The organism is Proteus sp. G2618 (genome assembly GCF_009915995.1).
Lineage (GTDB): Bacteria > Pseudomonadota > Gammaproteobacteria > Enterobacterales > Enterobacteriaceae > Proteus > Proteus terrae.
Map to the genome: position 1 here is coordinate 284,827 of NZ_JAABNI010000026.1, position 24,533 is coordinate 309,359.

General features: G+C 35.3%; 24 protein-coding genes. 16 read left to right on the forward strand and 8 right to left on the reverse strand.

All coding sequences use genetic code 11. From position 1 onward, the window contains the following. Positions 1-244: 244 nt before the first annotated feature. Positions 245-871, reverse strand: coding sequence for a hypothetical protein (locus GWJ01_RS17910; RefSeq protein ID WP_161711405.1), 627 nt, complete (start codon positions 869-871; stop codon positions 245-247). A gap of 222 nt (positions 872-1,093) precedes the next feature. Then, positions 1,094-1,744 (reverse strand): hypothetical protein, encoded by a 651-nt coding sequence (locus GWJ01_RS17915; RefSeq protein ID WP_161711406.1) that lies wholly within the window; start codon positions 1,742-1,744, stop codon positions 1,094-1,096. Positions 1,745-1,993: 249 nt separating this feature from the next. Between GWJ01_RS17915 and GWJ01_RS17920 the strand changes: the two genes are divergently transcribed. The 8 genes from GWJ01_RS17920 to GWJ01_RS17955 all read left to right on the forward strand — a co-directional run bounded on the left by GWJ01_RS17920 (position 1,994) and on the right by GWJ01_RS17955 (position 7,185). Next, positions 1,994-2,164 (forward strand): DUF2933 domain-containing protein, encoded by a 171-nt coding sequence (locus GWJ01_RS17920; protein ID WP_201161568.1) that lies wholly within the window; start codon positions 1,994-1,996, stop codon positions 2,162-2,164. 359 nt (positions 2,165-2,523) lie between these two features. Beyond that, on the forward strand, positions 2,524-3,399 hold the full coding sequence (locus GWJ01_RS17925) for a hypothetical protein (RefSeq protein WP_161711407.1): 876 nt from the start codon (positions 2,524-2,526) through the stop codon (positions 3,397-3,399). 169 nt (positions 3,400-3,568) lie between these two features. Then, positions 3,569-3,907 carry a GlpM family protein gene (locus GWJ01_RS17930; protein WP_193775154.1) on the forward strand — a complete coding sequence of 113 codons (339 nt, stop codon included), beginning with the start codon at positions 3,569-3,571 and terminating at the stop codon, positions 3,905-3,907. A 54-nt stretch (positions 3,908-3,961) separates the two neighbouring features. Beyond that, positions 3,962-4,192, forward strand: a complete 231-nt coding sequence (locus GWJ01_RS17935; RefSeq protein ID WP_088495235.1) for a DUF6500 family protein — start codon at positions 3,962-3,964, stop codon at positions 4,190-4,192. A 104-nt stretch (positions 4,193-4,296) separates the two neighbouring features. Then, on the forward strand, positions 4,297-4,512 hold the full coding sequence (locus GWJ01_RS17940; RefSeq protein ID WP_006533140.1) for a hypothetical protein: 216 nt from the start codon (positions 4,297-4,299) through the stop codon (positions 4,510-4,512). A gap of 354 nt (positions 4,513-4,866) precedes the next feature. Continuing rightward, complete coding sequence (locus tag GWJ01_RS17945) at positions 4,867-6,000, forward strand: hypothetical protein (protein ID WP_161711408.1); 1,134 nt, start codon at positions 4,867-4,869, stop codon at positions 5,998-6,000. A gap of 185 nt (positions 6,001-6,185) precedes the next feature. Beyond that, entirely contained in the window at positions 6,186-6,467 is a 282-nt protein-coding gene (locus GWJ01_RS17950; RefSeq protein ID WP_075673016.1) for a hypothetical protein, read from the forward strand. 253 nt (positions 6,468-6,720) lie between these two features. Further along, positions 6,721-7,185: a GNAT family N-acetyltransferase gene (locus tag GWJ01_RS17955; protein ID WP_156733609.1), complete on the forward strand. Its 465-nt coding sequence runs from the start codon at positions 6,721-6,723 to the stop codon at positions 7,183-7,185. A gap of 177 nt (positions 7,186-7,362) precedes the next feature. On the opposite strand, the gene fliT is transcribed toward GWJ01_RS17955, so the two are convergent. From fliT to fliD, 3 genes are read right to left on the reverse strand one after another with little or no spacing between them, the layout of a single operon-like run. Then, positions 7,363-7,716 (reverse strand): flagellar protein FliT, encoded by a 354-nt coding sequence (fliT, locus tag GWJ01_RS17960; protein ID WP_088495238.1) that lies wholly within the window; start codon positions 7,714-7,716, stop codon positions 7,363-7,365. 18 nt (positions 7,717-7,734) lie between these two features. Then, positions 7,735-8,133 (reverse strand): flagellar export chaperone FliS, encoded by a 399-nt coding sequence (gene fliS / locus GWJ01_RS17965; RefSeq protein WP_023581844.1) that lies wholly within the window; start codon positions 8,131-8,133, stop codon positions 7,735-7,737. A 20-nt stretch (positions 8,134-8,153) separates the two neighbouring features. Beyond that, complete coding sequence (gene fliD, locus GWJ01_RS17970) at positions 8,154-9,572, reverse strand: flagellar filament capping protein FliD (protein ID WP_161711409.1); 1,419 nt, start codon at positions 9,570-9,572, stop codon at positions 8,154-8,156. Between the two features lie 377 nt (positions 9,573-9,949). On the opposite strand from fliD, the gene GWJ01_RS17975 reads away from it, so the two are divergent. From GWJ01_RS17975 to fliZ, 6 genes are all read left to right on the forward strand, one after another. Next, the gene (locus GWJ01_RS17975; RefSeq protein WP_161711410.1) at positions 9,950-11,032 is read left to right on the forward strand and encodes a FliC/FljB family flagellin; all 1,083 of its coding nucleotides are present in this window, start codon (positions 9,950-9,952) and stop codon (positions 11,030-11,032) included. A gap of 226 nt (positions 11,033-11,258) precedes the next feature. Further along, a complete protein-coding gene (locus tag GWJ01_RS17980; RefSeq protein ID WP_156733604.1) occupies positions 11,259-11,537 on the forward strand; it encodes a type II toxin-antitoxin system RelE/ParE family toxin in 279 nt (92 codons plus the stop codon). Then, positions 11,537-11,854: a HigA family addiction module antitoxin gene (locus GWJ01_RS17985; protein WP_156733602.1), complete on the forward strand. Its 318-nt coding sequence runs from the start codon at positions 11,537-11,539 to the stop codon at positions 11,852-11,854. Before GWJ01_RS17980 ends, GWJ01_RS17985 begins: the two co-directional genes overlap by 1 nt. A gap of 375 nt (positions 11,855-12,229) precedes the next feature. After that, a complete protein-coding gene (locus GWJ01_RS17990) occupies positions 12,230-13,351 on the forward strand; it encodes a FliC/FljB family flagellin (RefSeq protein ID WP_161711411.1) in 1,122 nt (373 codons plus the stop codon). A 442-nt stretch (positions 13,352-13,793) separates the two neighbouring features. After that, entirely contained in the window at positions 13,794-14,516 is a 723-nt protein-coding gene (locus GWJ01_RS17995; RefSeq protein ID WP_036912728.1) for an RNA polymerase sigma factor FliA, read from the forward strand. Positions 14,517-14,574: 58 nt separating this feature from the next. Further along, positions 14,575-15,105: a flagella biosynthesis regulatory protein FliZ gene (gene fliZ, locus GWJ01_RS18000; protein ID WP_088495242.1), complete on the forward strand. Its 531-nt coding sequence runs from the start codon at positions 14,575-14,577 to the stop codon at positions 15,103-15,105. Between the two features lie 437 nt (positions 15,106-15,542). Here fliZ and putA read toward each other — a convergent pair whose 3' ends face one another. Then, entirely contained in the window at positions 15,543-19,511 is a 3,969-nt protein-coding gene (putA, locus tag GWJ01_RS18005; protein ID WP_161711412.1) for a trifunctional transcriptional regulator/proline dehydrogenase/L-glutamate gamma-semialdehyde dehydrogenase, read from the reverse strand. A gap of 468 nt (positions 19,512-19,979) precedes the next feature. On the opposite strand from putA, the gene putP reads away from it, so the two are divergent. Next, positions 19,980-21,464 (forward strand): sodium/proline symporter PutP, encoded by a 1,485-nt coding sequence (gene putP / locus GWJ01_RS18010; RefSeq protein WP_088495244.1) that lies wholly within the window; start codon positions 19,980-19,982, stop codon positions 21,462-21,464. Between the two features lie 120 nt (positions 21,465-21,584). Here putP and GWJ01_RS18015 read toward each other — a convergent pair whose 3' ends face one another. Both GWJ01_RS18015 and GWJ01_RS18020 read right to left on the reverse strand, forming a co-directional pair. Further along, positions 21,585-22,415 carry a hypothetical protein gene (locus GWJ01_RS18015; RefSeq protein WP_161711413.1) on the reverse strand — a complete coding sequence of 277 codons (831 nt, stop codon included), beginning with the start codon at positions 22,413-22,415 and terminating at the stop codon, positions 21,585-21,587. Between the two features lie 239 nt (positions 22,416-22,654). Continuing rightward, on the reverse strand, positions 22,655-23,491 hold the full coding sequence (locus tag GWJ01_RS18020) for a hypothetical protein (protein WP_161711414.1): 837 nt from the start codon (positions 23,489-23,491) through the stop codon (positions 22,655-22,657). Positions 23,492-23,783: 292 nt separating this feature from the next. Between GWJ01_RS18020 and GWJ01_RS18025 the strand changes: the two genes are divergently transcribed. Then, on the forward strand, positions 23,784-24,230 hold the full coding sequence (locus GWJ01_RS18025) for a DUF6386 family protein (protein ID WP_161711415.1): 447 nt from the start codon (positions 23,784-23,786) through the stop codon (positions 24,228-24,230). The last annotated feature ends 303 nt before the right edge of the window (positions 24,231-24,533 follow it).

Genomic DNA, 24,533 nt, shown 5'->3' on the forward strand with positions numbered 1-24,533 from the left:
GAAACACCTAATCAAAACAGAATGGGGCATCTTGCTCAATATCATTGAATGGATGATATAAGCTTTCGAATGTGATTAAACATTCGAATACTTATACTATTGTCTGTTATTTATGGTGATGAGTGCCCCGATTTGTGCACAAAGGATAAACACATCATTTTATTGATGTGTGCTTTTGCACATCTAGATTAAAGTATATTAAAGCCACTCACTCTTTCATTATTTAATTTTTCAAATTTTAGCTTCAATCAGTTTCTAATGATGCATTACATTGTTTTCTGATCTCTTTGATATTTCTTGATAAATCATCACTGTATATTTCAGGATAAAAGAAGTAACTCACGGAAATATCATAATTTCCTTCTTCATTTTTCTTGTATTGAACTTTCTGATCTTGGTTTATGATATCTCTAGAACTAAAATAAGAACGTTGAATATTATTTTCATCATAAGTAAGAAATCCACCATCGCTGGTAGTAACTACTTTTTTATATTGGCTATATTGAGAATCAAGATTTTTGATAATATCATTATCTTTAACTTTAAATTTATTTAAATCATTTGTTTCATAGGAGTAGACGACGCCATACAATCCTGTAAACTTTAATTCTTTGAATTTATTATAAAAATAAACTTTATAATTTCCTTCTTTTTTTCCATCAATAATTTCATCAAAGGTTATTGCCGTCATTGGGCAGGTTGAGGGATATTTATCGATAGGTTTTATTACGAAATTTGTTTTCTTCTGAAAATCATTAAATGACATTCCCCATGTTAATCCTAATGGAGCGGGTTCGTTATAAATAGCCGTTTCTGCACAGACGCCAAAACTAATTAACATCATACAGCCTATAATCATTTTCTTTTTCATAGCTATCTCATATTTATTACTATCTATGTGTAAAACCTAGATATAGGAAATCACATTGATTAATTATCTGTTATTACAGATTTTGACTACCCAATACATCTTAGATTCTTTATCTGCTTTATAAGCTTTCAACACACCAATGGACAATTTTTTTAACTGGTCAATAGCTGACATCTTAAGTAAAGGTACTTATAAATAAACCTAACGATAATAGCCTGAAGTTCAGGGGGCACTAAGCAGAATAATATAAAGTGGTGCTACTAAAATAAGACTTATCGCTTGTAGTGGCATTACTGCGATTGTTTTTAATGTGTCTGATGGCTTTAAATGTTTGGAATAATAATTAACGTTGGCAAAAACGGGTTTAGGTAAGGAATATTTTTCTAATAATTCATCTTTATTGGATAAATTAACCATCTCTCCATTAGCATAAAATTTTCCAATAATAAAAAATCTATTTTCATAATTAGGTATCTGATTTTTAATCATTTCCTCATCATTATTAGACTGATAGTTGCTTCTATAAAAATGATAAGTACTAGCAAGATCATCGAGTTCATCTATAGTGAAATCTTTAGGATCTAAATAAATCATATAGCTACCGTTAACAACATTCCCCATTATTCCTAGGCTAGCACTAAAATAAATCACTTTTTCATTATATTTAGATGTGGCGAATTTTTTTAACGCAGTGATAGCCTCACCTTTAAAATGATAATTAATAGAATCACTAACAATATATAAATTATCATTTTCGATAAGTGCTGATTTAACCTTAATGACATCTCCACTTTTGTTGCTATCAATTTGTGTATATGAAGAACAGGCATTAAGAAATAAAATCATCAATAATATTTTAAAAAATATTTTCATTGAAACCTCCATGTTAAATAAGTTTTTAAATCTTATTAGAGAGTTATAGTGAATAATACTTAAATATAATTAAAGTATAGCAGAGGGTGGATAAAGTTAAATTTTGCAAAGAGAATTATTGTGAAGAAATTCAAATTAAAATGTGAAAAGGCAATTGACAAAAATACGGATTAAATAACAAATCCATACTAGACCTTCCTCTTAGTGTAAGCCCTATCATCTTTTTAAACGTGATTTAAGGAGATGATTATGTGGGAACTTCTAAGAGATAATTGGTTTATTTTGATGTTATTACTTTGTCCGTTAATGCACCTCTTTATGCATAAACATCATCATGGCGAAAACAGTTCACATGATTGTTGTAAGAATAAAGAAGAAACAACGGCAACAGAAAAAAAGAAAACACATTTAGATGCTTAAGAATGCGACTTTATATTGCTTTTGAGCTAAATAATGAGATTTAGCTCAATTCTATTTCTTGAGATGTACATTATCCCTCTGATTTAGCTGTACCTTGATGAAACCGTAGTTGTAATCACTTTGAACATTTTTTATAAAGTTCTTCCATCGGTTTTTTTTCGCTTTTTTCTATTTTATTTTTTCTTTATTTGACTAATCGTGAATATGTTATGTGTTATTTACTTTTATCTGTTTGATTATATTGTCATTATTTTATTTTCTGAAATTTAGTATAGAGGTTGTTATTTAGTAATCATACTGTATATTTAAACAGTCTTTTGAGTGCGTTAAATAATGGAAATGTAAATAAGGATATTACTATGACAACTGTAACTACAAATAAAGCGCTTGTTTTAAGCGGTGAAAGTAAAAATGCCATTTTAACGTTAGATGAGCAAATCGTTAATTGTATTGGTGAAGATGCCCAAATTATTCATACCGGTAAGAAAGCTAAAATTTATGATAATGAAGGCACTGAATATGACGAAGATAAAGGTACTATCAAGCACGGCAAAAATTCACTTTTTATTACTACTGGTGAAGAAAGTTTTGTCGAAGCTTCAAGTCAATCAGTAACTTTCTCGTCAGGGCAAAAAGCGGAGATTTCTCATGGCTATGATTCAGATGAAAATGGAACTCCGTTAGTAAAAAATACCATTGCTATTACAACAGGTAATGAAGCTATTATTTATAGTAATGCAGAAAATTCAGTTGGTATCTCAACGGGTGATCATACTTGGGTGCAAGATCTTGCGCAAGGAAGTATCGGTATAGCAACTGGAAATAACGCTAATGTTGTCTCTGAAGGAAATTTTAAAGCAGCTGCAATTTTTGGTGATCATTCCGGAATTAGTGGATTTGATGCAAGTTGTTCCGCTTTTGTAGGTGGGCAAAATTGTTCTGTTAATATTGGTCGTAATGGATTGTTGCTGTCTGAATTTCCTTTAGAAGCATTAAATGCGGGTGTCAATTCAGTCGTTGTGGTGGGTTGGCATGATGGTGAGCGTAAACGTTTCTCGACTTATTACCAAGGAACGGATTTTGAAGGTAATATTGAATGGGTTACAAAAGATCCTGAAACAGGGAAGAAAACAAAACACTTTAGAAGTAACACCTATAAAACAACAGAGTTAGGTGAATTAGTGCTAACTGGAACTTATGAAAGTGAAAAAGATATTTCTTGGCAAAAAGACTAATGTTTGCTTAAAGAAAATTTAAAACGCTTTAAAGCTCAATAATGTTATTGGGCTTTTTCTAATGAGCCGTATTTAATCGTATTTTAAACCGCAAAAAATAAAATCAGCTCACATACAAATATGAATAGGTATGATAGTACTAAGGTTTTTATAACTTGATGAAAAAATAATGGGATTACTGGTTAAAGCACTGATAGGTGCGTTTGTTGTGGTATTAATCGCTGTTTTATCGAAATCTCGTCATTACTATATTGCGGGATTGGTTCCGCTATTTCCCACTTTTGCGCTTATTGCACACTATATTGTTGGCTCTGAACGCTCTATTGAAGCGTTACGCACCACCATTATTTTTAGCCTGTGGGCTGTTATTCCTTATCTGGTTTATCTAATTTCACTTTATGTGATGATTAACTATGTAAAATTATTTACGGCACTGGCTACGGCAGTGATTTGCTGGGTTATTGCTGCTTGGTTACTTATTCAATTATGGAACAAATTTCATGGATAGGGCCTTTGCTCTATCCTATTTATTGGCATGTTGAAAAATAAAAATAGAGAGAATATGAGAAAATCACTGCAACAAAAAATAATTCAAATATGTAATGATAAAATATCAGTCAAAGGAGAGGGCGTGGGATTATCTTTTTATGCTTTTTTTGCAAATAAAAATGACAACCCTGAATTATTAATGGAAGCTGCAACATGGTGGATTATGACACATAAATTGGATCACTTTGAAAAAGCAGTAAAAATAAAGAAAATGATCCAATCAGAAATGGATTGTGATGCTTAAAATGTCCTCTATCGCTTTAATCTTTTTATAAAACGATTTTATTAAACTAAAAATTATTGATTATTATCACATTAAAGCGGGTCATAAACGGCTATGGTAATTACATGATTAATAACGTAAACGGTGATGATATGGAATATTGGTTTATTGCGTATAAAGTGCGTTCCAGAAATGGTGATACCTACGCCGGACATAAAATTGTAGAAACAGAAAGTGGGATCACACCCCATATTGCGTTAGATAAAGCATGTCAGGAAGTTGCCGAAGGGGCACAAGCTGATATTCCTGCGGTGAGAGTAGTTGCTTTTAATCGTTTATAAGACATTCTACCTAATAGAAAATCCTGCATTTTATTAATGTGGGATTTTTTTTATTTTAAATTTAAAAATTGGTTATTTTATGCACTATATTTAGAAGCTAATTTACTAATAGAAATAATAAAAAATAAAGATTTTATTTAGATTATTTAATTACCTTGATCTGATAGAGTTTTTTTATTTCTTTTACTTAAATGAAATTCAATTATGTGATCTCAGCTCTACTAATTTACTTTTAATAATTGAATAAAAAAAGGCTTATGGTTAATGTGCTGGTGGGCTAAGGAATAGCTCAATACAAGGAAATAAAAATCATCATTGTGATTTTTAGGTTATTAATAAAAGGAAATTTAAACTATGACAGTATTAACCGTTTATTTATGTGGTACCGGCTCTAACTCATTTGATAATAATAATCCGACCTTTTGGCAAGGCGAATTAGTTTCCACTTTAGCGCAAAACAACCAAGGACGAGAGTTTGCACAGTGGTTTATTGTTGATGGCCCAGGTAGTGGCAATCTGCAAGAAGATGATTTATGGGTTGAAAGCCCTAATTACTCTGATATCAAAGGTTCGCTATTTGGTAGTGGTTGGGAAGAAAATGTTAATCACGCACTTTGCTTAATGAAAGGTAACTTTGATTGGCAACGTGAAAAATTGACAGAAGAGCAGTATAACCAACTGAAAAAAGCGGGCATTCCTATTGAAGATGTCAAAGTAACAGGCTCTTTTTTATGGCGTAAATATGACTATGGCGATCGTCAAGTCACTCAACAACAACTTCAGCAGCAAATTATTCGTATCTTCCGCAAAGATGGCATTATTCCAACACAAGTTAACTTAGTGGGTTGGAGTCGTGGTGGTATTACTTGCCATATGTTAGCGAATGCAATGTTGGCAGACTCTCAATTAAAAGATATCCCTGTGAACATTTTTGCTATCGATCCTGTTCCGGGTCCACTGAATTTCCAACCTGAAAAAGTGGCACTTGGTAAAAACGTCAAAGAATATGTCGGATTTTATGCAAAAGATGAGCGCTCTAAAGGATTTACTTGTGTTATCCCAACTGTTGCTGCTGATACTAAAATGCATATTTTCCCTATTTCAGGACGTCATGCCACATTAGTGGGTAATGCTTCTATTGATGGTAGTGAAGGTGAAAACGCATTATATGCACCAGGTTTAGTGGTTCGTCATTTTGCAGAAGTTTGTTTAACTCGTTGGGGTTGTGATTTAGCCAATAAATTAGCTTTAACGGATGCACAAATTACGGGCTATCACACCGATATTGCTAATGATGCAGATAAATATACAGCAATGCGTCGTAAAACTTATTCTATTCATGAAAGTACGGGTAAAGACGAACGTAAAGTTTCATTAGGTAAAGAGGGTAAAGCATTCTCTGAGATCGTTGGCGTACAATATGATCCGTCAGTAGGCTTAACAGCGGATTATTTATCAAATCATCAACTCTATGATGTGATTAAATAAATTATTATTTATCAGATTATTATGAGCTAATAAGTCGCCCACAGTGAAGTGGGCGATTTCTATTTCAATCACTATCACATTATTTATCACAGTTTCTTACTAGGAAAATGATTGTTGATTTAATATACTTCCTTTCGAGAGCTAACAGAATTTTATTAGACATAGACAGACTGTAGGAGGTTTCTATGCCTGAATTTACTGTTAGAGTTGAATTATCTGATCCTGAAAATGCAGATTATGTGTTATTAACACAAAAGATGGTAAAAGAAGGATTTAAAAAAGAGATCGATGGTTTGAAAGGTAAATATGTCCTGCCTCTTGCAGAATTTAATTACCATACTGAAACTAAAGATCATAAAGAAGTTATCGAGTTGGCTTTTTCGATTGCAGAAAAAATAACCTTAAATCCAGCCATTTTAGTGACTGAAGTAAAAAATAGAGCGTGGAAAGGGTTAGAACGACTTTAAGATTATCTTTCTTGAAGTCTATAAGAGAAGTCATCAAGGCTCGTGGGGAGTCTGAACGTATTTAGATTAACGGCTTTATTGCCTATTTTTCTGTATTGAGTCTCTATTCTTCTTCGTTTTTACTATAAAAACGCACTATCAACATTACTATTTCACTCTTTATATTCAACCAAGCGATGAAACAAAGTTCTTGTCGATGATATTGCATTATCATTGATTGTTTTTTATTACTTTAAACTGCGGGATAAAGCGCATGAATTGGATTTTAAAATCATTCTCACAACTCACGACAGATGAGCTTTACGCTATTTTGGCATTAAGAAATCAGGTTTTTATTTGTGAACAGCAATGTGCTTATCAAGATCTGGATGGGGTAGACCAAAATACATTACACCTATTTGCCAAAGAGGAAGAGAGTCAGCAACTTATTGCTTATGCTCGTTTGTTGCCGCAAGGTATCGCATTTAAAGAAGCTTCAATAGGGCGGGTTATTGTTGCTCAAAATCAGCGGGGAAGTGGTATTGCGCATCAGTTAATAAAAGAGGCGATTGCAACTACGTGTCGTCAATTTAACACCCATACAATAAAAATAATGGCACAGGCATATTTAGTCTCATTTTATCAATCACATGGTTTTGTTATCGATTCAGAAACGTATCTTGAAGATAACATTCCACATATTGATATGGTGTTAGTGCAATCTATACAATCTATGTAATCAAAAATCAAAAATCAAAAATCAAAAATCAAAAAACAAAAATCAAAAAACAAAAATATAAAAAGGTAAATGTTAATTTTTACGTTACCGATAACAAGTTAAGTTGAATAATAAGAGTGACTTTTTCTAAGTAAAGACGCCATTAGCTAATAAAACCGCTTTTGGCGCAGAGGAGAGTTATTTAAGATTGAGATCAGGATAATAACTATGTTCTGTAAACTGACCATAGCTATTTTGTACCCTCTGCTCTTGTTCAGTCTGTCTTATTAATATACCAAGCTCATCTAGACGAGCCCGTAATAAATTTCGCGTCTCATTTTCGTTTTCTAAGATTTTCTTTAGCATATCCGTGAGGCGTTGTTGTAGTCTCAGCTCACCGTCAGCTGGTTTTATCATCTTAGTGATACTTTCAACGCTTTTTAAATAATCCATTTCCATTTCTATCAGCTTGTCCCATTGCTGATCTTTGGCAAGCGTTAACATTTGCTCACTTGATTTTAAAACCTGCTCGTAAGCCGCCATAATATCCATATTGTTGTCCACTCTAATTTAATAAGAATTAATCTGTGTGCCGATTTGTTGCCAAGCATCAGAAATTTCAGTTAAGAGCTTGATGACTTCATGAATTTTTTCTGGGTTATTTTTTAAGTTAGCATCGAGTAGCTGATTAACCATATAGTCATAAAGGAGCTCCAGATTCTCTGCAAGCTCGCCCCCTTTCTCTTTATCCAGACCTTGTTTTAATCCGTTGCCAATAATATTAATGGCTTTAGAAATATTTTCGCCTTTACCCGCGATATTTCCTTGTTCCATTAATATTAATGCACGGCGAAGGGCGCTAAGCGCCCCATTAAATAGGATCTGGATCAGCTGGTAAGGCGTGGCATTTAAAATCTCGCTTTCAACGTCGATTTGAGCATACATTTTACTGGCTGATTGTTGATACATAGTGTCCTACTTTTAAAAAATTACATTAATAAACGGCCGATTGAAGCACTGGAGTTAGTCATGGAGTTAACCATTTTATCTAACTGTTGGAACTGATTTTTATAACGTTCCATCGTGGCTGCAATATTACGTTCCGTGTTTTTAATTTGGCTATCTAATGTTTTCTTGCGTTTTTTTACACCATCAGTGGCAATATCTAAAGTACCATCATTAGATTGCAGGGTTTTTTTCAGGTAATTATAGGTTTGAGTACCAAAACCAGTTTCTTTACCATCACCCATAAAAAACTCTTTCACGTTAGCCGGTTTTTCTTTTAACGCTTCATCCAGTTTTTTGCTATCGATATCTAAAGAGCCATCAACCTTAAATTTAATACCCATTTTATTCAGGGTATCCATATCTGAGGTGCCTTGTGAGCTTGTTACAAAGCTTTTTAGCTCAGACATAATCATACGGCTGGTAGTATCACCGAGTAATACACCATTATCTTTAGATGCCGCTTCACCTTTCTCTACTTGAGTATATTTAGTCAGAGATTTATAGGTGCTGTTTAACTCGTTATAAGCGTCTGTCCAAGCTTGGATAGCTTTTTTCATTGGCTCAATATCACGAGCAACAGTCACTATTTCAGGCTTATCAACGGCGTCTTTATTATCGTCAGTCTTTTTCTTAAGGTTTAAGATGATCCCTTCTGGAGCATCTTTAATCTCATTAGTTTGACGTTCAATATCAATACCGTTAATCGTTAATTGTGCATTATTTGCTTTAACGATCTCTTGCATTGCTCCACTGTTTGTTTTAGTGGAATAACTAAGAAAGTCATTAAGTTCACTATCACCTTCAACAGTGATTTCCATTTGTGAGTCAGTACCTTCTTTACGAGAAGTCAGTACTAAATGGTTAACGCCATCTTTTGCTTTAACGATAGTGGCAGAAACATTACCCTCTTTTTTATTGATTGCATCACGCAATTCAATCATTGAGGTTTGTTCATCAGTTAATTTAATTCTTAAAGGTTCTTTTTCACCTGGTTGAGTAATTACTAATGTACGTGTTTTACCCTCGCCTAAAGGGTCGCCAATAGGCATTTTTACGTCACTAACAGCTCTTGATTTTAATGTTTGTGCATGAGCTAGTTCTTTGATTGAAACGGTATAGTTACCAATACTGGCTTTACCATCCGTCGTCACTTTAAAAGCATCAAACTCATCGTCTACTTTGGTTGCAACAATCTTATCGAATTTCTTTAAATCTTCTGATGCTTTTTGTAACTTATCAAGTTGGCTACGAATTTTACCGTAAGCGGTAATTTGCGCTTCGTAGCTTTTCATCTGTTTATCAAGGGGTTCAAGGCGCTTATTTTCCGCCGCCTCTAATTGTGCCAATGTTTGGCTAAGAGGCATCCCTGAGCCCACGCCTAATGAAGCAATACCAGCCATACCGGTCTCCTTTCTGTGTTCGTAAAATAATCCTCAAAAAGCGTTATCGGTAGAATCGGCGAAAAGTTTACGTCTATTTGGTATTTTTGATGACTGAAACAGGCTGCCATATAGAAGCCTTTTATTGCTATTGATGACCAAAGTCGAATTTTGATCACTGAAAAATGGCTTGAGATAAAAATTTAATAAAAAAATAATAAATTAATTTTCTTATTTATCATCGGCTTGATGTTAATTCTATAAAAAATCGCAGAAATATTTGTAGGAAAAGTTAAAGGTTGTATGTGGGGTGCCGATAAACTTGTTGCCGGTGATTGACACCGTAAATGAATAGGCAAACTTTTATTTTATCGACTTGATTTTAAAGGAATCTAGCTATGGCACAAGTCATTAATACCAACTATCTATCTCTGGTAACTCAAAACAACCTGAACAAATCTCAGGGAGCTTTAGGAAGTGCAATCGAGCGTCTGTCTTCTGGTCTGCGTATCAACAGCGCTAAAGACGATGCAGCGGGTCAAGCGATTGCTAACCGTTTCACTTCTAACATCAACGGTTTAACTCAAGCTTCACGTAATGCGAACGATGGTATCTCTATCGCTCAAACGACTGAAGGTGCTCTGAACGAAATCAACAACAACTTACAACGTATCCGTGAGTTAACAGTTCAAGCTAAAAACGGTACTAACTCTAATTCAGATATCGAATCAATCCAAAACGAAGTTAAAGAACGTTTTGACGAAATCACTCGTATCTCTGAACAAACTCAGTTCAACGGCGTTAAAGTACTGAGCGGCGAAAAAGCTGAGATGGTTATCCAAGTAGGTACCAACGACAACGAAGTTATCAAATTTAACTTAGATAAAATTGATAACGGTACTTTAGGTGTAGATAGCGATAAATTATTTACCAAAACAGCAGGTACAGGTAAAGTTGTTGCTGAAGGTAAATCAGTTTCTGCAACAGATGTTGATGGAACTGCAACAGCCGGTTTTGCTGATGCAACAATTAAATCTGTTGCTGAATATAAAGAAGATGGCACACCTGTTGCTGATAAATATGTTGTTACTTATGATGATGGCTCTAAACATATCGCAACTAAAGGTGCTGTAACAGCAGATAAAGTTGCTTTAACTAAAGGTGATGCATTCGTTGCTGACGATGGTAAAGACAAATTTACTGTTGATGCAAAAGCATTAGAAACTTTAGATTCAGCAATCAGCAAAGTTGATGAAACTCGTTCTAAATTAGGTGCGATTCAAAACCGTTTTGAATCTACTATCACTAACCTGAACAATACTGTTAACAACTTATCTGCTTCACGTAGCCGTATCTTAGATGCTGACTATGCAACAGAAGTTTCTAACATGAGCCGTGGTCAAATCCTGCAACAAGCTGGTACTTCAGTACTTGCTCAAGCAAACCAAGTACCACAAACTGTTCTGTCTCTGTTACGTTAATTCGTACACTGACACAAAAGATACCTTTCTATATCCAAAAGGTCCTCGTAAGAGGGCCTTTTTTTGTTTTTTTGTGGTAAAGCATATCTATATTTTTCCTTCATCTATTTTCAAAAATTATTTCAACGTAGCTTTTTTCCTAAAGAAAACGATAAAAATCATTTTATGTTGCAGTGATTGTAACAACCCACTAGTGTGTTACATATCGTGTAATATGGGTTTAAAGATGATAAAATCATTTGGGCATAAAGGATTAAAACAGCTTTTTGAAAAGGGTATTACATCTGGCGTTCTTGCTCAGGATGTTGAACGAATTAATGATAGACTACAAGCGATTGATGTAGCTCAAAACATTAGCGAACTCAATCGCCAAATCTATAAACTTCATAAATTGAAAGGTGAGCGTGAAGGATATTGGTCGATTACAGTAAGAGCAAATTGGCGTATTACTTTCCAATTTATTAACGGTGATGCCTATATTCTAAATTATGAGGATTATCATTAATGAAACAATTTAAAATTTCACATCCCGGCGAAATTATTGCGCGAGATTTAGCTGATATGGGAATTAGTGGGCGCCGTTTTGCTTTAAATATTGGTGTAACTCCTGCAACTGTATCTCGTCTGTTAACAGGTAAAACAGCATTAACACCTTCATTAGCGATCCGTATTGCAGCCGCATTAGGAAGCACACCTGAATTTTGGTTACGCCTTCAAAGTATTTATGACTTGAGACAATTAGAAGATCAAATAGATACTTCTAAAATTGAAGTCTATGGTGAAGTTGCTGATTTAGTAGATAGACAATCGTATTCGTCATAATCCAAACTCAGCGTTGTTGACTACGTTTACTCGCACTGGTCACATGCTTATGTATGTGACCAGACTTTTTAAGGAATAGATTTACTTGTTGCCTAGTTTTATACTTTGGATTATTTAGAGTATAGACTCTTGTTATTTTATCTTTAAACCCACTCTTTTTTAGTTTTTATTTTTCTCTCAATTTAATTCTCTTTTCTTTTAAATCAATAAGTTCTTAAAAATTAACTGACTGGCTTTTATTGCTATTTTCGCGACGCCAAAAACCGTAAAACCCTCGAAATTGATGACGATAGTGTTTAGGCAACGTTATTACAGTGGCGTAATAACAAACCTATTCATGAAAAAAATTTTAAAATCAAGTCGAAGGAATATCGTATGGCACAAGTTATTAATACCAATTACCTGTCTTTAGTGACTCAAAATAATTTAAATAAATCACAAGGCGTTTTAGGCTCAGCTATTGAGCGTTTATCTTCTGGTCTGCGTATCAATAGCGCAAAAGATGATGCCGCAGGTCAAGCGATAGCTAACCGTTTTACTTCAAATATAAATGGTTTAACACAAGCCTCTCGTAATTCAAATGATGGTATTTCAGTTGCTCAAACCACAGAAGGAGCATTGAATGAAATTAATAACAACTTACAACGTATTCGTGAACTGACCGTTCAAGCTAAAAATGGCACTAATTCAAATTCTGATATTAGTTCTATTCAAAATGAAGTTACTGAGCGTTTCGCTGAAATCGATCGTATTTCTGAGCAAACCCAGTTCAATGGTGTGAAAGTATTGAATGGTGATACCGAAATGACCATCCAAGTCGGTACCAATGATAAAGAAACGATTAAATTTAAATTGGATAAAATTGATAATGATACTTTAGGGGTTGGGAACGATAAATTATATACCGAAACAACGACTAAAAAAGGTGTGACTGAAAAAGGTACGGCTATTACAACTCAAGCCGATCTTAATAAAGTTTTAACAGGCGCAACTAAAATGTCAAGTGGTGACACTTTATCTACCTATAAAGAAGATGGTAAAGAAGTCAATGGAAAATATATCTATCATGATAATACTAATTCTAAAGACTATTTAGTTTCAGCATCTGACCTCCAGTTAACAGGTGCTTCAAATGATGAAGTGAAGATCAAGGCAACATCGGCAGTAACAGCTAACGAATTTACTGCCAATGCGGGTGTCGATGTAAAAACACTCACTGTAAATGATGATGCACTTGCAACATTAGATAGTGCAATTAATAAAGTTGATGAAGCGCGTTCTAAATTAGGTGCGGTACAAAACCGTTTTGAATCTACTATTAATAATTTAAATAACACTGTGAATAATTTATCGGCTTCCCGTAGCCGTATTTTAGATGCGGATTATGCAACAGAAGTATCAAATATGAGCCGTGGACAAATTCTGCAACAAGCAGGTACTTCAGTATTGGCTCAAGCAAACCAAGTTCCACAGTCTGTTCTTTCTTTATTACGTTAATCTTCTCTTTAAATAATCCTCAATTGACACCCACTGCAATTTTTGTAGTGGGTGTTTTTTTCATCAAAACAATCGTTTTTTTAATTAATCATTTATGAGTATTTTAACTCGCCAATTAGACGCTAAAATCTCACAAAATAAAATACTATGATTTATATGTTATTTTTTTATGAACAGAATGCATATTCAATGCGTTGATTTCTTTTAATGAGATAAAATATCAATTTAATTAACGGTTTTTCTAAGGATTAAGACCGAGTGTTTTAAGGTAAAGTAGTTCTCGTAATGCAATGACAAATTAATTTATCAATGAAAACCCAACTTTTGCTGAAAATTTGGCATAGGTGAAAAAGAGGCGCTTTTGCTTCACTGTTCAGCCGATTGCTAAATCTATTTCGCCAGATAATGGTTTCCGGTCTTTTATCCAAAGGTGTCTTTTGTTGTGAGTGATTTGTATACCGCCGAAGGCGTGATGGACAAAAATAGCCTCTGGGAGCGATATGTCCCGTTGGTTCGCCATGAAGCATTACGATTACAGGTCAAGTTACCTGCGAGTGTTGAATTGGATGATCTTTTGCAAGCAGGTGGAATTGGGCTGCTAAATGCCGTTGAGCGTTATGACTCAATGCAAGGTGCTGCCTTTACCACTTATGCTGTTCAACGTATCCGTGGCTCTATGTTAGATGAGCTGCGCAGTCGAGATTGGGCGCCACGTAGTGTGCGTCGCAATGCAAGAGAAGTAACGCATTCTATTCATCAATTAGAGCAGGATCTAGGACGACCACCATTAGAACAGGAAGTTGCTGATCATTTGCAGATTGAGTTAGCAGAATACCGGCAGATCCTATTGGATACGAATAACAGCCAATTGTTCTCTTATGACGAATGGCATGAAATTTACGGTGAAAGCTGTGAACCGTCTCAAGACGAAGATCATGATGACAATCCATTACAGATGTTATTAGAAAGTGATATTCGCCAAAGAGTCATAGACGCGATAGAATTGCTTCCCGAAAGGGAAAAAATGGTTCTTACTCTGTATTATCAGGAAGAACTTAATTTGAAAGAAATAGGCGCAGTGCTTAATGTCGGGGAATCCCGCGTGAGCCAGCTACACAGCCAAGCCATAAAAAGGCTGCGAGCACGCTTAAACCCAGAGAAATAGAAGTTTTGCTTATTTTTGTTTTTGTTTATTAAGACTACAACACAGGGCTTTATCTCTTATGTCTGTTTCAACACAAAAGAAACGGCCGCTAAGCCGTTACATTAAAGACTATAAACACAGCCAGACTCATTGTCTACATTGCCACAAGGCGCTTGATCGGATCTCTCTCGTATTCAATCGCCAAGTTATCAATAAAGAAGCCATTTCTGAAATGACGGATTTAGTTGATGATGAAACGTGGGAAACGTTACAAGAGAAGTTCTCTGCGCTATGCCGTTTTTGTAGTGAGATTTACTGTAATAGTGAAACTGACTACTTTGACATTATGTCTTTTAAGCAGTATTTGTTTGAACAAACGGAGATGAGCCACAGTACTGTTCGTGAGTATGTGGTTCGTTTACGTCGGCTCGATGAATTACTGACTTCAACTAATTTTCCTCGTCAAGAGTTTACGACAGAGAAAATTCAGTCAGACTTGAGTAAAAAGCTCACTCCCTCTGCATTTAGTAACTACAATATTGCACTACGTAAGTACGAGCAATATCTTGATTGGTGCCAAGAGCCCCCATCAATGAGTAGCAGTCACTAATTGCGCTCAAGAGAGACCTTAAAAGGAGTAGCCTAGCCTGCTCCTTTTTCTTTTCTATTAATTCTAAATCCTTCCTATTTTTTCTTACTCAATTTCTTTTTTATTTCTAAATTTATCTATCAACGATGAAAAGCAATGTTGTACTGAGTAAATTGCATCAATAGATAAAAAAAGCGCCCACAGTGGGGCGCAAGTTTCAGGTATTCATAAAGATATAATTAAATCAACTTCTAGGTTGACTTGGGCGTAAGTATATTTACTAAACTAATTCGTCGCGAATAATAAATATAAAAAGAGTGAGAACAGTCACAGCATTAAAAAAATAACACTTTTAACTATCTCTTTAGAAATAATAGGGTAGCAAAATAAAAAACCACCTTTAAGAAAACAGACTTTAAAGGTGGTCTCAAAGACAAGGAGAGAAAGAGAAGAGAAAATTAACTAATCGTCATTAAGCTTGCATTACCTCCAGCTGCCGCTGTATTAATGCTTAATGCTCTTTCATGTAGTAAACGTTCTAACAATATACCTGTTTCACCACGAGAGAATCCTTGAACAGAAATTATAGCTCCTTTGCGTTGAGCAATTTTCTGGCAAGTTTCACGTAATTGGTCACCATCACCATGGTAAATCACCGCATTTATTTTCAGTGACTCATCATTCCAGTTTTCAGTCAATGTAATGGCTTTTCTGACACTATCAGGTAATTCACGATATGTTTTTTGTGAGAATGGGCTATTAACCACAACAGCATGACAACCAGAAGCGAGAACAGCGGCAATTTGAGTCAATGCATCTTGCTCGTTATCTGAAATACACAACACATTACCACAAGGGACTAATTGATAAGTATTGCGTTCGCCAGTAGGGCCCGGTAATACACGCAGTGTTCCTGCTTGTGATGCAAGGGCATATTTCTCTAAAGCTTCATAATGTGGTTTATCCGCTTTGTTTGATAGCCATTCCATATACTTATGATAAGTCTGTAATAACGTATTACGCATAGAAGTATCAAGAGGAAGTGTTTCATCTTGGCGTGCTAATGTTTGCGTTGCGGCATTTTCAGGGCGTTTAGATAATAAGCGATATAGATAAACAGGGCCGCCTGCTTTCGGACCCGTACCCGATAATCCTTCACCACCAAAAGGCTGAACACCCACAACTGCGCCGACCATATTACGGTTAACGTATAAATTTCCGACTTTGGCATTTGAGGCAACATAAGCAATGGTTTCATCAATACGTGTATGAACGCCCATTGTTAACCCGTATCCGGTTGCATTAATCTCTTCTAATAATGCTGGCAAATCTTGGCTTGCATAACGTACAACATGCAACACAGGGCCAAAGATTTCTTTCTTCAATGAACTGACTTTATCTAATTCAATTAAAGTCGGCGGAACAAAGGTACTGTTACTTTCAGCGTGTTTTGACAAACTATTGTGTGATGCTTGATAAATCTCGAAGCCAGTTGTACGCATAGATTGAATATGTTTCTCTATGCCTGCTTTTGCTTCTTTATCGATAACAGGACCAATATCTGTAGATAGTAAACTTGGATCACCCATTGTTGCTTGAGCCATCGCACCTTTAAGCATCTCGATAGTACTCTCAGCCACTTCTTCTTGAATACATAACAGACGTAAAGCAGAACAACGTTGACCAGCACTATCATAAGCGGATGCCATTACATCAGTTACGACTTGCTCTGTTAATGCAGATGAATCAACAATCATGGCATTTAAGCCCCCCGTTTCTGCCACTAAAGGCACTGGGCGACCTTCGCTGTCTAATCGACCCGCTAAGGTCTTTTGTAAAATATGAGCAACCTCCGTAGAACCTGTAAACATCACACCTCGAACACGCTCATCAGCCACTAAGCGTGCACCAATGGTTTCACCTTGCCCCGGTAGCAGTTGTAGTGCAAAAGAAGGAACACCTGCTTGATGGAAAAGCGCAACAGCTTTTGATGCTATTAAAGGTGTCTGCTCTGCGGGTTTTGCTAGAACGGTATTACCTGCTGCTAAAGCTGCCGCAATTTGTCCGCTGAAGATAGCTAATGGGAAGTTCCAAGGGCTGATACAAACCACAGGCCCTAAAGGTCGATGTGTATTATTATCAAAGTCTTGAGCGACTTGAGCCGCATAATAGTAGAGAAAATCAATGGCTTCGCGGACTTCAGCAATCGCATTACTGTAAGTTTTACCTGCTTCGCGCACGAGTATTCCCATAAGAGGGCCCATTTGTTGTTCCATTAACTCCGCAGCACGGATCAAAAATGAAGCTCTTTGCGCTGGTGGTGTAGCAAACCAGATTTCACCTTTTTCTTGAGCAATGGTTAAGGCAAAATCTGCCTCGGCTTCTGTTGCTTCTCTTACTGTACCGACAATATCAGCATGATTGGCTGGATTTAACACAGATTGAGGTTCTTGTGTTTTCTCTGAAGAATTAAACGTATCACCTAATAAAGGTTCGCAATGTATATTTTCAGTTGCTGATGTTAATAAGGCACTAGAAAGTGATGCCAAGCGATGTTCGTTTGACATATCAATGCCCGGTGAGTTTTTACGTTCATCACCATACAGTTTATGAGGAAGCGGAATTTTAGGATGAGAAAGCCCAACTTGGCCTTCGGCTTGAGCCATTCTATTCACTTCTTTGACCGGATCTGCCACTAATTCATCAAGAGAAATTGTGGTATCAGCAATTCGGTTTACAAATGACGTATTAGCCCCATTTTCAAGTAAGCGACGCACTAAATAGGCAAGTAATGTTTCATGAGTTCCTACGGGCGCATAAATACGACAAGGGCGACCTAGTTTCCCGTCTGCAATTTTACCAACAACTTGAGCATAAAGTGGTTCACCCATACCGTGTAAACACTGGAACTCGTATTGTCCGGGGTAATAGTTTTGACCCGCTAAATGATAAATTGCTGACAGTGTGTGCGCATTATGTGTAGCAAATTGCGGATAAATAAAATTAGGTGATGCGAGTAGTTTTTTCGCACAGGCAAGGTAAGAGACATCGGTATACACTTTGCGAGTATAGACAGGATAATCTTCAAGACCATCAATTTGAGCGCGTTTTACTTCGCTATCCCAATAGGCACCTTTTACTAAACGGATCATTAAGCGACGACGGCTACGACGTGCCAAATCAATCACATAATCAATAACTAATGGACAACGCTTTTGGTAAGCCTGAATAACAAAGCCAATACCATTCCAACCTGCTAATTCAGGTTCAAAACAGAGTTTCTCAAGTAGATCGAGTGAAATCTCAAGTCTATCTGCTTCTTCTGCATCGATATTAATACCAATATCGTATTGCTTTGCTTGTAATGTTAATGAGAGTAGGCGAGGGTAAAGCTCGGACATAACACGCTCATATTGAGCACGGCTATAACGAGGATGTAATGCTGAAAGCTTGATAGATATTCCAGGACCTTCATAAATACCTCTGCCGTTAGAGGCTTTACCAATTGCGTGGATGGCTTGTTGATAGGAGACTAAATAATCTTGTGCATCTTTCTCTGTTAATGCGGCTTCTCCTAACATGTCATAAGAGTAGCTAAAGCCTTTTTCTTCAAGTTTGCGTGCATTTGCGAGTGCTTGAGAAATAGTCTCACCAGTAACAAATTGCTCGCCCATTAAACGCATCGCCATATCAACGCCTTTACGAACTAATGGCTCGCCACTTTTGGTGAGAATGCGATTTAAAGAGTTAGATAGCTTTTCTTCATTATGGGTCGAAACTAATTTGCCTGTGAATAATAAGCCCCATGTTGCCGCGTTCACAAACATAGATTGGCTTTGTCCCAAGTGTGAGCGCCAGTTTCCATGACTGATTTTATCGCGGATAAGTGCATCACGAGTGGCTTTATCAGGAATACGCAATAAAGCTTCTGCTAAACACATTAAGGCGACACCTTCTTGTGAAGAAAGTGAGAATTCCTGTAATAGACCTTGAACTAGCCCTGAGCGTCCAACACCATTTTTCTGTTTACGTAATTTTTCGGCGATGGAATAGGCTAATTTATGCGTTGCTTGGGCTTCATTTTCAGGTAATGTCGCTTGTTGCAATAACATAGGTACAGCTTGTGTTTCAGGTGTCCGATATGCAGAAGTAATTGCTGAGCGTAGAACAGATTGCGGATGAATATGTTCAGCAAACTCTAAGAATGGCTGATAATGAGCGGTTGGTATTTCAGTGCTTTCATCAATATCTTGTTCTGCAAATGTTGAATTACCAAGATTAACCTGATCATTTTCGATTTGTTCTAGATAATCGAAAATAGCCTGCTTAATTAACCAATGCGATGTTCTATCTAATTTCTGTGCAGCTTCTTTTAATCTATTGCGGGTTTCTTCATCAAGTCTAACACCCATTGTTGTGCTACTCATGCAGTGCTCCTATATTCTATTTCTAATTCACAAGTACAGTTACCCGTTATTTTTATTAATATCATTCATGTTGCAACTTTGTGCAACATTGTTAACAATTTATTTATAAATAATGTGAAAGTAGTCAGGTTTTGTGAGTGATTAAAAATAGTGTAATTTATTTTTTCTATATATTTATATATAAATCAATAAATTATATTTATCTTGTTGATGTTTGCATTTATAATGTGTCTTCTAATTAAGACAAATAGTGTGAAGTCATAAACAAAATTTAAACATTTAAACGTTAATTTCTTGTTAAATGCAGTTAACCTATTCTAGGATTGATGTGAATGCTTTATCTGTTGCTGTAAGAAATTATTTTAATTAAAAACTGAAAAGATCATTAATGCGCAACGAAGTGCAACGTTCCTGTACAAGTCAAAAGCATACCGATGATCGGAAACAGATTTATGGAGAACTGCAATTATGGCCTTAACTTCGCCAATGCTAATTACATTTACGATCTATATCTTGGGTATGCTTTTTATTGGCTACCTTGCTTATCGTTCAACAAAAAACTTTGATGATTATATTCTTGGCGGTCGGCGACTGGGCAGTGTTGTTACTGCGCTTTCAGCGGGTGCTTCAGATATGAGCGGCTGGTTATTGATGGGATTACCGGGCGTGGTTTTTTTCGCCGGTATTTCAGAAAGTTGGATAGCTATCGGGCTCTGTTTAGGTGCGTGGCTAAACTGGCGTTTAGTTGCTGGGCGTTTACGTTTGCAAACTGAGAAAAACAATAATGCATTAACGTTACCCGATTATTTGACATCGCGTTTTGATGATAAAAGCAAAATGCTACGTATCATTTCAGCACTTGTTATTCTTACTTTCTTTACTATTTATTGTGCATCAGGTGTAGTTGCTGGTGGAATGTTGTTTGAATCTACATTCCATATTCCTTATCACGAAGCGATGATTTATGGTGCACTTGCAACGATTGCATATACTTTTTTAGGTGGTTTTCTTGCTGTAAGTTGGACTGATACTGTTCAGGCAACGTTAATGATTTTTGCTCTGATCTTGACACCTATTATTGTTATTTTCTCAGTAGGTGGCATTGATACTTCTATTGCTATCATTAAAGCGAAAGATCCATCTTATTTGGATATGTTTAAAGGGCTTGATTTTATCGCCATTATTTCATTATTGGCATGGGGATTAGGTTATTTTGGACAACCTCATATCCTTGCACGTTTTATGGCGGCTGATTCTAACCAAACTATTCGTAAAGCTCGCCGTATTGGTATGACGTGGATGATCCTTTGTTTAGGGGGAACTGTTGCGGTTGGATTCTTTGGTATTGCTTACTTTGAAATGAATCCAGCACAAGCGGGTGCGGTAACGGCTAAAAATGAACGTATCTTTATGGAGCTGGCTTCACTGCTCTTTAATCCGTGGATTGCTGGTATTTTATTATCTGCAATTTTAGCGGCGGTAATGAGTACACTAAGCTGTCAATTATTAGTCTGTGCAAGTGCGTTAACTGAAGATTTATACAAACCATTTATTCGCAAAAGTGCGAGCCAAAAAGAGCTAGTTTGGGTAGGGCGTGGCATGGTGTTATTAGTTGCGATTATTGCCATCTTCTTAGCGCGTGATCCTAACAATAAGGTGCTTGATTTAGTCAGTAACGCGTGGGCAGGTTTTGGTGCCGCCTTTGGTCCAGTGATCCTTATTTCTGTTCTGTGGAAACGTATGACCCGTAATGGTGCTTTTGCCGGAATGTTGATTGGTGCTTTGACCGTGTTAGTGTGGATGCAATATAAATGGTTTGGTTTATATGAAATTATTCCTGGTTTTATCTTTGCCTCTATCGCTATCGTTGTTATTAGTTTAATGGGTAAAGAGCCAAGCAAAGAAAACCAACAACGCTTTGATGAAGCTGAAACTCAATATCAGAATACATAATAAAATATAGAAAAATAGATAAATAAAAGGCCACTTTATTTTTAATAAGGTGGCCTTTGTTATGTAATATCATAATAAACTAAAAATAGAGTGTGATTTTAAATTTTTAACACTGGTAACTTATTCATAATATTCATATTCATGGTAGACAGTGGCAGTACTTGTGTCGATTAATTTATCATCTTTTCTTACTTCACTTACCATATCCCAGATTAAGCAATTATTATATTTATCCCATTCTCGACAGGTGTTGTCATATTCTCTTATATCATCATATAGACTGGTAAATATTTGCATCTGGCGCAAAATTCGACCATCTTTATCATAATTAAATTCTAATATAACGCCACTATGATCCATCGCTTTTAAAAGGCGCCCTTGTTTATCATAATAATATTTAATTGAATTGCCTTGATTTTCAGCCGTGGATTTAATAATTGTTTCTGCTACAATTTTTTTATTATTGTATATTAGTTCAGCAAAGTCAGTGCCAATTAATGAGCCATCATCATCATAAAAATGAGATGTTTTATCTATCAACTGATTTTGATTGTTTTTTCCATAAAATTCAACTAGATAAAGAGAGTGTGTTCTATGTCTGTTTTTTAACTGATATTTATACTTAATGTTATAAGGTGTAGACATTCTTAAAAGATTTGTCTCAATATGTTCATGAATATATTCTTGTGTAGAAAAATCATATTTAGTAAGAACGCCACATTCATCAAATTGTGCCTCTCCTTTAAAGGCTTTAAGTCGGCCTTTTTCAGGTAATTTGCTGGTGGTGATAATTGTTTTTATTGGGCCATAATTGAAATCAATCATTATGAACATATTGTTAGATGCATTCACTTGTTTTTGTGATTGCTCACAAGATGTTGATATCGCAGAAGCAGGAAATGTAATAAAAAGTGTGCATAAAGAAAAAATAAAAAATAATGGAAATTTCATATAATGAACCATCTTAAATTTTATTAAAAGAGAACATGCGATAAAGCATATTCATCATTAATTGATTTAAGTAGTTTTACACAAATTGTTTTTTAATGAAAGTATCACGAGGGGGATCTAACTATAGATACTAACTATAGATAAGAATATATGTAATAAATATAAAAACCAGTCTATTTTTGATAGTCTGATTTTTATATTATCAACTTAAATTTGATACAAAAAACATAATATAAATATTATTCGTAGTAAATAAACTCGTTATGAAGCATAGCCTTACTAAAATTCACCACCTCATCATCAAATTTAATCGTACTCTCAAGTTCTTCTTTTGAACAATTAGCAAATTTGTCCCATTCAAGGCAAGTAGTGATAAAGGCTTTATCTTCTCCATTAATGCCTTTGATATAGTTTGATTGAGTCACAACTTTTCCTTCAGGATCATATTGATACTCTACATTTATTTTGCCGTCTTCTATTACGGATTGTAGTTTTCCTTGAGGATTATAGGTGTACACTGTTGTGATAATCTTAGTTGTAGGATCAGACGATTTGCTAGTTTCTTTAATAATGCGCCCGTCTTTATAGTCGAATTGGCTGGTGACTGTATCCAGTAAAGCGCCATCATTTGAGTAATATTGAATTACTTTTTTGTTGAAGCGGTTCTGCTCATCTTTATGATAGGTTTCTTGCATATAGATAGAGTGTGAGCCGTAGGCATTTTTTCTCTGGAATTGATATCGGATAACAGAAGGGTTATTAGGTAATGTTCTTATTAAATTAGTTTCTACATTACCTTCAAAGTACTCCTGCATTGATGTGCTATCTTTTAATAACTTTCCACACTCATCAAAGTGAATTTCACCTTTAAATGCTTTAAAACGGCCGTCATGGGGGATGGTGCTTGTCATCGTGACTGATTTAACCGGACCGTTATAAGAACTGAGCAATATAATATCGTTATTGGCAATATTGGTTTGTTTTTCAATATCGGTGCATTGAGTTGAAGCCGCGATTGCTGAAAATGAGGAAACCGCATAAAGGGAAAAGGTGATAAGGAGTAGTTGTGATTTCATAAGACCGTCCATGTTATGTATTCGTCATACTTCAAGTCGTAGCGTTGTTGACTAGGCTCATTCGCACTAGTCGCATACTTGTGTATGCTCCTAGCGACTCATTCACTTGTCGCCTAGCGGCATCTTGAATTATTTAGAGTATATGTATTCAAGCTACATTTTGATTTATAAAATATAGGTCTAGTATAGGGAATTGGTTTGCTAAATAGTATAGATAAAATCCTATATGATTAACGGTATATAAAAAGAAAAGATATTTAGGTTCGTTTAGAACTATTTTGGGAGCATTAAGATGTCAAACGTGTTTTCTTTTATGACTGATACAGCAACTCTGGCAATTTTTGATTTACAAGCAATCCAACATAGAAAATCAGATACAGCCGATTGGTGGAGCATACCAGACGATGAATTAGAGGAAATGAACAAAGGTAATATTGCATTTATTGGGTTAGGTAATGATGGTTTTTACACAATAAATCTATGCGACAACATCGAAGATCCAGATGTAAAAATAAATATCAGTTGCCCATCAGGTGAAATTTTTATTGGTGCAGGGGAGGATACAACTGGTGGTGATTTAGAGCCAGATGATCCACAGTATCGTGCTGGAGAAATTATTTTTCTCTCTGTAGGAAATTATGAGGTTTTATTAAAAAAGGCAGAAAACAGACTTTGTATTTCTATCACCCCAAGCAAATCGAAAGCAAATAATTTTGAGAATGTTTTACGTTTAGATTAAAGAAATATATAAATGGTAATATAAAAATATAATAACGAGTGAAAAGATGACGTTATTCAAAAATATCATCCTTATACTTTATTAATAAGTTAATAAAAATAAATTAAACAATCTATGGTTGTATTAAATTTGATATAACGAATGTGCTAATTATAAATTAGATTAATAAATTAACTAAATATTAATTGATTAATCTAATTTAAATATCTCTGAAAGAAAATAGTGATATAAGTAATTATTAGATAATCAAATAAAGAATAGAAACGATTTTATTTTTAAATTTAAAAATAATTAATGAATGAT